At 53.2% G+C, this 13,481-nt stretch carries 14 protein-coding genes; 10 read left to right on the forward strand and 4 right to left on the reverse strand.

From position 1 onward, the window contains the following. Positions 1-43 precede the first annotated feature (43 nt). From PH558_RS24840 to PH558_RS24885, 9 genes are all read left to right on the forward strand, one after another. Positions 44-394 carry a hypothetical protein gene (locus PH558_RS24840; RefSeq protein ID WP_285207116.1) on the forward strand — a complete coding sequence of 117 codons (351 nt, stop codon included), beginning with the start codon at positions 44-46 and terminating at the stop codon, positions 392-394. A 335-nt stretch (positions 395-729) separates the two neighbouring features. Continuing rightward, positions 730-975 carry a hypothetical protein gene (locus PH558_RS24845; protein ID WP_285207117.1) on the forward strand — a complete coding sequence of 82 codons (246 nt, stop codon included), beginning with the start codon at positions 730-732 and terminating at the stop codon, positions 973-975. Positions 976-1,389: 414 nt separating this feature from the next. Further along, positions 1,390-3,522 (forward strand): type VI secretion system Vgr family protein, encoded by a 2,133-nt coding sequence (locus PH558_RS24850; RefSeq protein WP_285207118.1) that lies wholly within the window; start codon positions 1,390-1,392, stop codon positions 3,520-3,522. Next, entirely contained in the window at positions 3,515-4,474 is a 960-nt protein-coding gene (locus tag PH558_RS24855; RefSeq protein ID WP_285207119.1) for a DUF4123 domain-containing protein, read from the forward strand. The genes PH558_RS24850 and PH558_RS24855 overlap by 8 nt, the downstream gene beginning before the upstream one ends. A gap of 23 nt (positions 4,475-4,497) precedes the next feature. Next, entirely contained in the window at positions 4,498-5,667 is a 1,170-nt protein-coding gene (locus PH558_RS24860) for a glycoside hydrolase family protein (RefSeq protein WP_285207120.1), read from the forward strand. Positions 5,668-5,676: 9 nt separating this feature from the next. Then, complete coding sequence (locus PH558_RS24865; RefSeq protein WP_285207123.1) at positions 5,677-6,207, forward strand: hypothetical protein; 531 nt, start codon at positions 5,677-5,679, stop codon at positions 6,205-6,207. A gap of 177 nt (positions 6,208-6,384) precedes the next feature. Then, the gene (locus tag PH558_RS24870; protein WP_285207124.1) at positions 6,385-7,311 is read left to right on the forward strand and encodes a serine hydrolase domain-containing protein; all 927 of its coding nucleotides are present in this window, start codon (positions 6,385-6,387) and stop codon (positions 7,309-7,311) included. Positions 7,312-7,314: 3 nt separating this feature from the next. Further along, complete coding sequence (locus PH558_RS34285; protein WP_350223821.1) at positions 7,315-8,244, forward strand: GNAT family N-acetyltransferase; 930 nt, start codon at positions 7,315-7,317, stop codon at positions 8,242-8,244. 77 nt (positions 8,245-8,321) lie between these two features. Continuing rightward, positions 8,322-8,750: a hypothetical protein gene (locus PH558_RS24885; protein ID WP_285207125.1), complete on the forward strand. Its 429-nt coding sequence runs from the start codon at positions 8,322-8,324 to the stop codon at positions 8,748-8,750. Between the two features lie 844 nt (positions 8,751-9,594). Here PH558_RS24885 and PH558_RS24890 read toward each other — a convergent pair. Further along, on the reverse strand, positions 9,595-9,942 hold the full coding sequence (locus PH558_RS24890) for a hypothetical protein (protein ID WP_285207126.1): 348 nt from the start codon (positions 9,940-9,942) through the stop codon (positions 9,595-9,597). A 108-nt stretch (positions 9,943-10,050) separates the two neighbouring features. Here PH558_RS24890 and PH558_RS24895 point away from each other — a divergent pair, with 108 nt between their 5' ends. Further along, on the forward strand, positions 10,051-10,635 hold the full coding sequence (locus PH558_RS24895) for a hypothetical protein (RefSeq protein WP_285207127.1): 585 nt from the start codon (positions 10,051-10,053) through the stop codon (positions 10,633-10,635). Between the two features lie 291 nt (positions 10,636-10,926). On the opposite strand, the gene PH558_RS24900 is transcribed toward PH558_RS24895, so the two are convergent. From PH558_RS24900 to PH558_RS24910, 3 genes are all read right to left on the reverse strand, one after another. Then, the gene (locus tag PH558_RS24900) at positions 10,927-11,304 is read right to left on the reverse strand and encodes a hypothetical protein (protein WP_285207128.1); all 378 of its coding nucleotides are present in this window, start codon (positions 11,302-11,304) and stop codon (positions 10,927-10,929) included. Between the two features lie 266 nt (positions 11,305-11,570). After that, positions 11,571-12,191, reverse strand: coding sequence for a DMP19 family protein (locus PH558_RS24905; protein WP_285207129.1), 621 nt, complete (start codon positions 12,189-12,191; stop codon positions 11,571-11,573). A 191-nt stretch (positions 12,192-12,382) separates the two neighbouring features. Further along, the gene (locus PH558_RS24910) at positions 12,383-12,970 is read right to left on the reverse strand and encodes a hypothetical protein (RefSeq protein WP_285207130.1); all 588 of its coding nucleotides are present in this window, start codon (positions 12,968-12,970) and stop codon (positions 12,383-12,385) included. Positions 12,971-13,481 lie beyond the last annotated feature (511 nt).

The raw sequence follows: 13,481 nt of genomic DNA on the forward strand, positions 1-13,481 counted from the left end.
CGACGCGTCTCCCTCCATCGATCTTAACGAATGGCTGGCGTATGTGGACAGCGATCCTGAGCTTCGACATGATGGTTCTGCCGAAACACACGTTGGCGAGGGGGCTCTCCTGCGCATTGAAGGCGATGGCATTTGCGTCTGGACGAATTATTCGGGCGGATCAAATTCGGAAAACAAAGCACGTCTCATATGGAGCGCGGGCAATATTGTTGCGAAGAACCCGGACGAGGAGATCCGCCGAAAAATGTGGCGCATCGCGCAAGTGCTCGGCGCTAGGGTTCGGGGAGATGAGGGTGAGCAGTATGGGCGGGATGGAGAGATGATTGAAGAGGCGACGCCTCCGCTCCATGAACCGCCATCCAATTCAATGCGACCTTGGTGGAAGTTCTGGTGAGGTCGCGCAAGATGTCGAGCTTCCCAAAGTGATGCAATTTAAGTCAGTACGTTGAGCTGAGATTTTCAAATTTTGGCCTGCGTTCGGAAACTGCAATCCAATAAGCCGAGTTGGTTTCGATCATTACCTCCTCAAAGAGGTCGGCCACATCATGAAATTGGCCGACAAAAAAGGCAGTGAGTCTAACCAACTCGGCACGATTCATAAGTGACTTCGGCATTTTGCAGCTTTCATGGTGCGGGCCACCCTCTGCGGCAAGGCCAGCTCATTCAGTCGCGGTTCAGTTCAGTGATGCATAAATTTCGGCAGTCGAGTCATAGCCGAGGAGAAACCACATGAAGAAAGCTATGATTGCCTTAGGTCTGCTGGCACTTGTCGGCGCAAGTTCAGAAGCCCACGCCATCGGCTGCATCAGTGGCGGCGCGGCGGGCGCTGTTGCTAGCCATTATGCCGGACACCATGCCGTGCTCGGTGCTGTCGGCGGGTGCATTGCTGGACATGAACTCCACAAGAAACAAGTCGCCGCTAGGAAACTGAAGCAGCAACAAGACCAACAGCAGAACGTAAAGCCAGCGCAATAACCGAGCCATACCGGATGATCGGATGCGCTGCACGGCCTTCCCTGACACATAAAGTTTAAGTAAATCTGGTTTCACGGGTTGCCGTAAAAAGTCATGACTCTACCAAAGGTGGAGCTATGACAACGATTTGGGGAGCGGGGTGCAGTACAAAGTATGCTCAAACTCCTCCAATCGCCGGGTTTCAACTCAATGGCACCGCATATCGCTCCTGCGTGAAATCGGGACGGATTTTGAAATCTGCTCTCTATCATTCGTGCGGCAAGAACATCGTGATCCGGTGTATCTTGCGATCAATCCCGCCCTTGACGGTTCGCGCGAACGACCTAAGTTGCACACGCGGTCCGGGAATTACTCGGATTAGTCGTTAAGCTTGGCGGCTTGCAAGCCAGTGATTTCGTATGCCATGGAGCTTCCATGAACACCCAACCTTCTGCTGCCGATTTTATTCAGGCATCTCGTGTTCTCCGTCTCCATAGCCCACTTGGCGAAAACGTCCTCCTCCCAGAACGGGTACATATCAGCGAGGGCGTGAACCAATTTTTTGAGATCGAAGTTGCAGTACGATCCAAAGTAGACATCGCGCCAGCCGACTTGATTGGTAAGCTTGTAGATATCGAGGTGGAGATCCAGGCTGGAGAGGGCGATGATGAACCGGTCTACCGTTGCTGGAACGGTCTGGTCACCGAACTGCATGAAGGCCCTGCCGTAACGAGAGCACTTCGCTCATATCATTTATTGCTCCGTCCCTCGCTTTGGCTTTTGTCACAGACCCGGGACTCGCGTATTTGGATGGACGTTACCACACTGGATGTCCTCGATACCTTGTTGAACGAGCACGGACTTAACCGGGCCGACGCTGGCGGCGTGCTGAAACCGGCGGCGGCAATTCATTTTTCAACCCAGTTCAATGAGAGTGATCTGCGCTATTTGTTGCGTCGCTTTGAGCAAGATGGCTATTTCTGGTGGTTCTCGCACAAGAGAGGTGCTCATACGCTTCATGTCGCCAACCATCCATCAGGCTGGCTTCAGCCATCTGATGCTGTCGGCGGCGACGGCCGCGTTCGCCTCGCAATGGGGTCGAGCGACCGCAATCACATCCGCGAATGGACGCGCCGGTTTGCTTATGTGCCGGGGGTGCGGGCTGGAGCAGATTGGAACTACAAAACTTTCGGGTCCATTCCCCTGAACTCAATGCCATCACAAGTCGATTTGCCAGACAATGCCAAGCGCGAGGTATTCGAGTGGCCAGCTAGGGCCATGGCCTTCGATGAGGCGGAACAGTCTCAAAAGTTACGTTCACAGGCGAGCGAAGCGGATTACGAACGGGTGGTTGGCTCCTCGACGGTGCGCATCCTCGAACCGGGTCGTCGATTTACCCCCTATAACGTGGCGAATCATGAGGCGAAGTTCGAAGAGCACGTTGTCACCGCTGCCAAGCACGTTGTGGTCGACCGCTCTTACGAGACGGACTCCAGTTCCGAGCCCGAATACCGAAACAGTTTTGAGGCCATTCCATCAAGGATTCCGCTGACCCCACATCGGTCGACGCCCAAGCCAAAGATCGAAGGCTTGCAGGTGGCTGTCGTTGCCGGGCCTGTCGGAGAGGAAATTCACTGCGACGAAGACGGCTGTATCAAGCTCTGGTTCCCATGGCAGCGACATCGCGCCAAGAAGGACGGCTCTGATACCAAGTGGATCAGGGTGGCGACGAACTGGGCCGGGCAGGGCTGGGGTGGTCAAGTCATACCCCGCATCGGGATGGAGGTGCTCACTGCATTTCTGGATAGCGATCCTGACCGGCCGGTCGTCGTCGGCGTTGTTCCCAATCCTGCGAATGCGGTTCCTTATGACTTGCCGGGCAATAAGACCAAAACAGTCTTCCGCACCAATACCCACAAGGGAAGCGGCTTCAACGAGCTGACTTTCGAGGACGAGCGAGAACAAGAAGAGATCTATGTTCACGCTCAAAAGGATATGAATATCGATATTCTTCACGACCGTACAAAGGCAGTCGGTCATGACCAAAGCGAATCCGTCGGAAACAATAAGTCGATTTCCGTCGCTCGAAATCACACGGAAACCATCGGCGCGAACAAGACGCTGAGCGTGACGAATGCCTTCGCCAGATCTGTTGGCAAGGTTTCCACGGAGCAGGTCGGTATTCTAAAATCGACGTTTGTGGGAGGCGATCAACTCGTAGTCGTCGGTGCTAATAAGGAAGAATCGGTCGGCAAAGGACTCAATTACTCTGCAGGTGAGACAATCGGCTTTGATGCGGGTCGGGTCTTCGAAATCAAGGCTGGGGACACCTTCCGCGTCCGGGTTGGCGACGCCCGATTCGAGATGGACAAGAGCGGTGTCGTGGTAATCGAGGCACCGCAAACGACGATCGTCAAGGGAGGTGGGGCACAGCTGACGGTGGGGCCGGGTCCGATTCTCCATAGTCCTGACATCGTTCCTGGTAAAGCGCCGGTTCCCCCAGCCCAGTGCCTAAGGAAGATGGCAGCCCAGCGCGTTCCATTCATCAAGCAGGACAAGAATGCATAGCGAGATAGATGTCACTGGCAGGAAGAAGGACCTCCTGCCTGATGCCGAAATGTCGATCCTGGAAGGCTACCGGAAGATGCCGCAGCCGGTTTATGCGGTTATGGATGGTGCAAACTTCTTCGATTTGCCCAAGGCCCTTGAGGACGAAGGAATATACAGTCGATCATTGTTTCTTGAACATGCGGACGAGGAGATCGCGCGAGCTGCGGGCTGGTTAGTGCCTATTGACGACGAAAGCATGCTGAGGAAGGTTTTGGGCTTGTCGAAAGCGGTCCACTCGATGGCGCTTTGGTCTAGCGCCGCAGGCGAGGACAGGCTTTTCCGGCATCTACGTAGCATTAACCTGATCCTTATCCCCGATGACGATGAGCCACCAACAGATGGAGAGCAGGAACCTGGCGGAACCCATCGGGGCGAGCAGTCGGTCCTGTTTCGGCATTACGATCCCGAAGTATTGAACTCCGTCGTACCTCTTCTGACGCAAGACCAGTTTATACGGCTCATGGGGCCGTGCGATCAGGTCATGTGGTATGCGTCGGAGTATGGTGGCCGACGAAGAGCTGTGAAGCCAGTCACCGACGCAGTGATGCCCCGAGGACCGCTTCGCCTGTCAGACGAACAAATAGAAGAGTTGGAGGCCAATCGGAAGACGTCGTCACAAATGAAGACCGTGCGCTACCTTCGCGAGACCGAACCGCTGCGCACGAGCCAGATGACCGATGCGGAACTCCGAAGGTATACGATCCGGACTTGTGCAGAGGGGGAAGAGCTGGGCTTGAGAACGGAGCGTGGGCTCGCTTTATGGGCCTACCTGCAGCTTCATAGTGGCGGAAAAGTTGGGCGGGATCCGGGTTTGCGCGGATATTTGAGGTCCTTCCCTGAGGATGGCACACCGGATGATAAGGTGTATGCCCTCATGACCCGTCTTTCCAAAATTCCCGCTTCGAAATGACCGCTGGACAAGGATGTTCGTGAATGTCGGAAGATTTTTTCTCGGCCGTTGACTTTCGACGAATGTTGCAAGGGGACACGCTTGGAGGGGACCCGGTCTCTGGCTTCACGCCTCTCGGCGGACTGTTAGCTCCGCCGACGGACCGCTTTACCGAATGGGCAAGAGAAAATGATGCTCCGACTGGACAAGCCGCTCAGGACGCCAATGCCAGTGCCCAGCAAGCGACAACGACTGCGGAAGCCAAGCCTTGCGCCACCTGTGATAAGAACGGTCAGTACAGCCTGGCATTTCGGGTGACGGATACCAAGGATGATGGTGAAACCTGTTCTGCGGGCAGCATCTGTGCCGGGATGTATTATACGATCAAGATGGAGCAGTCTGGTCTGGTTTATCAGGGAACGACCGATGAGAACGGGCTGACTGAACGATATTTCACCTCGAGTAGCACCGAGACCGTTTATCTTTATCTCGGGCATCGCAGCGAAGACGACGGGTATCCGACAAGCCAGGATACCGACGAGAACAAGATTGATGAGGCTCCGCTCTTCAATGCTCCTGTTGCGGCGATTGCAGAGCAGAAGATTGTCGATGCATTGACCAAGCGGCAGTGGAAGCCTTGGAAGGCATCGAAGAAGTATAAAGGCGTCTTGAATAAGAGCGAAAGCCCGGAGCCAAATCAGTATCCGTCTCCGGAAGGCGGTAACGACACAATTGGTATCGGCCACAAAATCACCGATGCCGAGATTGCCTCGAAGCGCTTCACCGAAGGCGAGTGGGCGCAACCGCTATCGGATGAGAAAATGGAGCAGCTGAGAGACGAGGACATTGCCAAGAATGGCGGAAATGAAATCGAAAGAAGAGTTTTCGTCCCGCTCTATTACTACGAAGTCGATGCAATGCTTGATCTGTCTTTCAACGGTGGGCCTGGCGCGTTGAAGTCCGATGCTTCGTCTCTCTATGACGAGAACGGCAACAAAAATCCGCCAAAGACCCAGGTGCAGAACCTATCAAAGCTCGTGAATGCTGACCGATATTCACTTGTGCCGAATTATCTCAAAAATCATTTTAATACTTCGAATAAAGTATGGAGTGCAGGCGTGCAGAACAGGCGGGACATGGATGCACGCATGTTTGCAAATGAAGAGAACGGGTACACCTTCCTTGCCACCCATTCATCGAAAAAGAAAAAGTGAGACACGTTTATGCAGACCGGCAGGAGAATTAATTTATATATCCGCTTCATGGTGTTTGTTCTTGCGGCTTTTGCCTTTTCTCATGCCGCAAAGGCTGAGGGATTTGATTTATCGCTCCTTCGCTCGCCTCTCAAATTGAATGCTATTCCGAAGTCCGACAACGGCAAGAACATCGGTATGAGTGCGACGTTGACGAATGACGGATTGGAATACAAGGCCATCAAGGGCAAGTTCTTGCTAAGCCCCTATGGCAAATTCGATTTGCAGAAACTGCTTCCGAGGTATCAGCCGGTTTACAAAAATGCCGATGGCGCTTTCATATATACAATACAAAATTGGAAAGAGATTGCAGATTCCAATAGAGACTACATCTATATAAAGGCAGGGCAAATACCGAGGTACGTTTATACTTATAAAGGGAAATATGTGCCCACGGGACAGCCCGGGATTTTCGTTTGCCTCGTGTCAAATCCGGATTTCGAAAACTTTTACCAGACGGCGGCTGGTCACATGCGATGCGATGTTTTCAAAAACAAGTAGGTTTGCCCGGCCCGTGTAGCATCCAAGTAGCCCTTTGACCCACTCCGATCGAATGCGCCGGAAATGCGGGATTACTGTTTGAACGGGAGCTGAGAAATGGCGGTTCAAAGCGTTGAGGCGGTTTTTCCCGCCAGCGAATGGGAGGGAGCCAGTCCGTCAAACCAGTCCGCCAATCTCTTGGCGCAAGCCGAGGCAGCATTCGCAGCCTTTGGCTCGATCGGGACGATCGTTGTTCATGAGGGGCGGATTTTCCACGCCAGCGGTGCGACAGACCAGAAAGTTCTCATCCGTTCCATTCGCAAAAGCTTTCTCAGCGCACTGATCGGGCTGGAGGTGCGGCGGGGTAAAATTCGCCTTGATGCCACGATGGAGGATTTGGGCGTCGATGACATTGACGGTCTGACCAAGACTGAACGCCAAGCGACCGTTCGGCATCTCCTTCAGGCTCGATCCGGCATCTATCATCCTGCGCTGGCTGAATCGAAAGAGATGACTGCTGCAAAGCCGCCCCGAGGAAGCCAGGAGCCAGGAAGTTTCTGGCATTATAACAATTGGGATTTCAACGCTCTCGGGACAATTTATGAACAGGCGACCGGTCACACGGTATTCGACGGCGTGATGACCGACATTGCAACTAGGATCGGAATGCAGGATTTCCATCCGTCCGACGGAGCCTATCTTCGGGGTCCGCTGTCCCAACACCCAGCCTATCATATGCACATGACGGCCAGGGACCTTGCCCGCTTCGGATGGCTCTATCTCAACCGTGGACGTTGGAATGGTGTGCAGGTCGTACCTGAGCAATGGGTGCATGACAGCGTATCGGCGCATTCCTTCGACGGACAGGCAGGCTATGGCTACATGTGGTGGACGACAGGTCACAATGGGGAAGCACAAAATCAACAGACGTCGAAATATCGTGCCAATCTCCCGCCATTCCGATATTTCGCTCACGGAGCACACGGCCAGATGATCGCAGTTATGCCTGCCAAGCAGGTCGTGATCGCCAATCTCGCCCAATCCATCGAGAGGTCGCTCGAGCAAAATGAGAAATTGTGGGAGGGCGTATCGCTGGCGATGGAGGCTGTTACTCGCAACGGATGACCGATGGCATTTGAAATTCGACGTGCTTCAGAACGAGATGTCCCGGGGATTGCAATCGTTGTAGTCGAGACCTGGAGATCGACCTTTGCTGGTCTCCTTCCTTCCGAATATCTCTACGATCTTTCCTATGCGCATCAGGAAAAGCGGCATCGTCGCGTGTTTGGCCAATCCGACGCAATCTACCACGTTGCCGTTGATGACGACGCAGTAGTCGATTTCGCAAGCGGTGGGCCATCACGGCATGATCGCTTTTCGCAAGGCAATGAGCTTTACGCCATTTACGTCCTGCCGACCGCTCAGCGGCGGAATATCGGCTCAATCCTTTTTCGGCGCGTCGTCACAGATCTACAGAATTTCGGCCGTGAGGGTTTGGTCACAATGGCCTTGGCTCTCAATCCTTATCGGCATTTCTACTCCCGTCTTGGCGGAAAAGAAGCGGACGGCGGTGCGATTACTTTTGGTCCTGTTGAAATCGATCAAATCGCTTACACTTGGGCCGATACCTCACAGCTGACCCTGCGGGTGCTTCCCGTTCTCACCCCAGAAGATTGGGCGGCCTATCACGAAATCCGCCGTACCGTCCTGTTTGATGCTCGCGGTCTCGATGGCTATGATCCCGACCATCCGGATGATCGAAGGAACGACCACTTTCCGCTCGTGCTTTTAAGGGGCACCACTATTGTCGGCGCTGCCAGACTCGACTTCAAACAAGATAATCATGCCGTCGTTCGGACGGTTGCCATCAGGCCTGATTTTCAGCGGCAAGGCCTCGGTCGGGAGCTGATGTCAGGAGTTGAAAGCTTTGCAAGAGATCGCGGTGTACGCTCGTTGACGGTGTATGCGGCACGAGATGCAATTGAGTTCTATATGCGGTCTGGGTGGCTTATGGTTGATGAGACGAAGCCTGAGCGCGTCTTGGTGAAAGAACTATAGTCAGCGGCGGCCGAAAATCACGATATCCGTTGCTCGGGATCGATTTCGGCGGCAGTCATGTGAAATGTTGAGGTAAAATGACACGCTTCACTTGGTTGATCCTTTTTCGCGACGGATTTGATGATTTGGCACCGCTGCAAGCGGCGCTTGCTAGGTATCGGGAACCTCTCAAGGAGATCACATCAGAGCATTTCAAGTTTGGAGCACGTGCTGAATTGGATGTCCGATTGAGCACGGAGGCAAACGTCTTGGATGAATCTCGGGAGATATCCAGAAAATTCCCCCATAAAGACAGTAGTGCGATAGCGCTCTGCAATCAGCGTATTGAATTGTCTTGGGACAGCAAGGATGATCCGGGTTTGATTACCAATCTCCTTGGTTTCGTTGAACCTGAAATACATCGCCTGGTCGGCAGCTGTTGGACTTTTGACTGCGACAACTGTGCCTGGTTTTCCGTCCATGCTTATACTGCCCTTCCAGAGCGGCCATGGTGGAAGTTCTGGTAAAGTTCAACAGAAAAGCGATTTCTCGCACCGTTCGTTCAAGTCCATAAGCGGGCCGTCGTCGGACGTTCGTACGCCTCTATCCCCATTTCATCGAGATCAGGAAATTCGCCTTCGCCAACAACTTGGAAGAAATCGAGGCAATGCTGCCATTGGGATGCTGAGGGGTTTTCTTCGAGCCAACAGTAGTAGCCCAACCCTTTGAAATCCAGAGTTGGGTCTGCATTTGCCCTTCGCAGAAGTTCTTGTCCCACTTTCTTACCCCAAGCGAGGGCGCGTCGCTTGTTTCGGCCTTAATGAAGAGACCTGTCGAAGACTCGCAATCCTTGACAAATCCCTTTTGCTAAAGCGCAATCGATTCCGGCTCGTGATAGAGGATGCCAATCAGAAATTTGGCCAACCGGCCTTCCATGTCGCCTTTGCGAGTTATCGTCTGTTTCGGCAAGAGACCAAGCGTCTTCACGTCCTCATTTCCTACGTCGCCTCGCATGGATCAGTTAAATCGAGTGCCTTGCGCGTAGATTTATTTCATGGGGAAGCCTCGCCAGATCCAGACGACGCCGTGGTACCAATCTATCGCGGCCTTCGCCTGACCATTAATTATGTGGTTCTTACGCCAGCGGCTAAGGAAGGCACCAGGTATAGCTGGGAGGAGCGCAAGCGGTACGATCATGAAGATGTCGGGATAGAAATACAGGCCCAGCGACGGCAAGCCCACAAGAGCTAAGCGATAAGCCGCCAGGTGACGTTGTATGATGTTCAGCAGCTGAATCATGGAAAGCAACAGTTTTTGGTTTGCTAGTAGGGTATTCTCACCGCTGACCGAAAGTAGCCGAAGGGCCGTGGGCTAACTTGTTCTGGAGGTGACTGTCCAATATGCGATGAAATCGGGGTCGCGTACGGCATTGCCAGCGTGATCGGTATAAATACATGGCTCCGCCCGTTCAAAGACTTCAAGCATCGGAGGAAGGTTGATCTCCTCCTGAACGTCGTTGCCTTCGAGCCTGGTTGTTATTCCCCAGCGCTGATCGACGGATTTGACGTAACCGTGAAATTGCTCTTCCTTTATTACGGTCCCGTCGGTCTGGCGATGGGTAATCCCAAAGAGAACCAAGGAACCGAGGATTTCGTCAGCGAAGGCTTGATCCCAGTTGGGGTCAATCTCATTCTTGTCGAGCCAGTCGGTACGTTCCATCGAATCATCCATGATTTCTAAAATTCGACGCGGGTTCTCAGGACCCGGCGAGCATGAGCCTTACTTTTGCGATTGACACAGCTGATAGCATCACCATCAAATTCGAATATGCGATTATCGACAATCAATGAAAACCTGGCCGCACTTTTTCGACAGGTGTCTGACACGAATGACGCACGGCAGATATTCGAGGAGATATTTCAGGCCTGCCTACGCAGGATGAAAAATGTCCCGTACGACTTGCCCGAAAATGACCGCCTTGCCATTCTGATGGCGGCAGGTGAACGGCCCCAGGGCGTCGATTTCAGCCTGCTGAGCGCCGAAATGGACGAAAAATACTTCGATGCTGAAGAGGGTGGACGAGACGGGGAGGCGGCAGAATACTTCCCCTTGGCTCGCCTAATGTCGGCCCTGTCGTTTGCGGTAACAGCAAATGAAATCGCCGCCTATGCAGAAGCGACGTATGAAGCCCTCATGGCGTTGCCAATCCAAAAGAAGATTCTGCAGAGCTACTTCGGTTTCGGGATCAACCTTGATCTATCGCCACTCCGAAAGCACTTTGGATCGTCGAGGTTGCGCTTTACCACCGCCTCTGCCGAGTCAGCCACTGTTGAAAATTATTGCGCCTCTGAAACTATTCGGACAAATGGCGAATGGCGACCGCCGCGTATGAGGACGCGTCCGACAGCGTAATTGGGGGCGGCCGTCGGACGCTGTGCTGCCCGGCCCGGGGTGGCGTCGAGCCGGTACGATTAACCTATCATCCACCAGAGGTTTAATTTAGCTACCTAAAAGGGCGGGGGTTTCGGTTGAATCGTGACAGCACGTTTGTTACAAAGCCAATGGCGGGGCGGATGGGCAAGACGGGATAAGCCCGGAGGGATGATGCCCGGAACGCGGCCCGTGCCGATGCTAACCGGATTCATGCGATGGGTTCAAATCCCACACCGCCAATAACGATTATTCAGCTTGGAAATGCTGCCACTATGAAGCACGCGCGAGATCGTTTCTGACATATCGTTTGGAGAGCTTCTTGCCATTTTGCGCAAGATAGTAGTGCGCTTCTCCATCTTTGAAATGCCAGATAATGTCTCGGATGGTTGCGTGGCCGCCGCTGAACTCGACATCGTCGCCGACATGAAAATGCAACGGCTCGATAAACCTCAGGCACTGTTCCCTGACTTGGAACTGGTCTGCGCCAAAGTAAATGTCAGCCCATCCGTCTTTACGTGCGGTTACCTGCACGACGCGCTGATGCATGTTCGAGCGCGAAAGCCGCTCTACACTGCCAGGTGCAGCAAGAGTCGGGTCGGTTTCGGTGGTCCAGAACAGGATTGCAGAGTCTTTTTGGAAATGAAGCATGACCCGGAAACTGACGGAAGTTCCATCGGAGAGCAAGACGCTATGGCTTTACCCTTGCTGCGTTTTCCGTAAGTCCGAGCAGTTAACTCTACCACGCAATGGGTGCTAGCGAAGCCAACCAGTAGCGCAAAGCCGTTTACGCTCCTCGGCTCTTGGCGCTGGATAGGATCCGGTCGTCGTGTTCTACCGATAGCAGTGATCGCCGCGTGACCGAAAGTCGCATAACAGCGAGTCCGTTCAAGTCGCCTGATCCCTCTTGTGGGGCGTTAGTTAAGTCTACCCCAAAAGGCCGATAGGCGTGCCAGAAGGCCAGTTTTTCCCTGATGCTCGGGGGTACTTGCTTTCGCTGCAGAGGATTGCGGTTGTGGCTTGCGCAATCTTTGATTGTTTTCCCGGTATTGTTCCTCTGTCACGATCTCTGTGTCGCCGTTGGCCCTGAGCCAACTGGCGGCAAGATGACGGACAGTTACTTCTTCTTGGACGTTGAAAAACTCGTCGGTTAGAAGTTCCAGCGCTGGCTGCTTCACAAAGCTACGCGTGTTGAGCATGCGACGAACCTCGCTAGGTTCGGTTTTCGTCCAATAAATCATCCTGCCAAGGACGTCGGCCTGCTTGCCAGCGCCGACGCGCCTTAGGCCAGAAAGTGCGATTGCGAACTCTTCCTGATTTCCATCAAGGTTGTTGATATACTGGTTATGACCGCCATTGCTGACTTCCCCCTCGTAGCGGAAAGCGCAGTAAATCTCGATCTCGGGACATTGAATATCCTGCAGTTCCTTTCGCAGTTCGAGTACCTGCCCCTCGTAGAAGGCCCACATTGCGTCATGAAACCTTTCAATCAGGGCGAGATCGTCTGTCATATCGTGGGGAGGGAGACAAATTTTCATTACCGTGACTGGCTCCTGGCAATTGAAAGAAGTACCGGTGCGACATTTAAGTTTATTCGGCAGACCATGTTCGATTCACCCGCTGTGAGCGCCCGGCGTCATGTGAACCTGGTTGGGAGACGCCGTCCCATTGGTCGGATTGAGATCTTGAGAAAACACCCGCCGTCTCCGAGCAAAAACGTCCTTCGACATCACTGAAACTCATCCCGTCTATAGAAGCTGCCATAAATATGGGTCACCACCGAGTTTGGTGATTCCAGGTCAGCCGGATCGCCTTCGCTATAAATCAGAGCGACAAAATGGTTGGTGGTCACGCCAGCGATGCCCGTCGTAATGTCTCGCTCCTCGATGAGCGCAACTCTTTGCCCATTTTGTACCGAGCCATTCACGGCTGCGGTGGATTCGAAACTCGACTTGTTGCAGACCACATACCATAGCCAGGGATCGAAGATGGGTGCGCTGACGATCGCCATAAGGCTGGCCGGAACTATCGCAATCGCAACAAAGCTGCTTAAAGCTCCACGGAAGCGCCGATAGAACAAGTCGACAAATGCCCGAATGACCCAAAAGAAGAGCATTCCGGCCACTAGCATTAAGAATACTGGGAACCCGAACAAGTCGAGAGATCCCCGTAGCTCGTCATTTGAACCAACGGGCCAAAAATCAAAGACGCGAATGTACGCGGCACACGTAACCCCAAGCAGGCCAGCGACAGCGATACTCCGAATATTCCAAACGTCTATCTGCGGAACCGGTGCGTCCATCTCAGTGTTCTTCATTGTTCAATGCTGTTCGTCGAAGTCAAAGTTTTTGAGGGCTAAAGCCACCAAAGCCGTCTTTACCTTTCCGAAGTAGCTGGTCAGGCTTGCACGAATATAAACTGCATCAAATAGTCGCTCTTGGCGCGAGCCGAGGCAGAGATCTTGATCCTTTTGACAGGCAGCACATTGCCTTGATGAAAATTGTCGTGGGCGAGGACCGGACCGTCGCTTATGCTAAGAAGGTAGAAGTTTCCCTTAGCAACCTGTTGTAGACGGTACGTCGGGTCGGAGCTGCCACTGTCTCGCCAATCAAGCGGCAAGTCCAGTTCCATAAATCCGATTACGCCGGGTCGGATGCCTAAGTCATTGATAATGTGGGATCCGACACGAAAGGGGCGGTTCGGATCCCTTCAAGAGCTTGGGTATCCTCCATTGCACATTCCTTCCAACAGACGCTGAAATTCTTCAAGACATTTAAACATAGTTGCTAAGCTGTCTTGTCTGTGTTTAGATCGCGATCTCTCTCCCG

The organism is Rhizobium pantanalense (assembly GCF_030182525.1).
Lineage (GTDB): Bacteria > Pseudomonadota > Alphaproteobacteria > Rhizobiales > Rhizobiaceae > Rhizobium.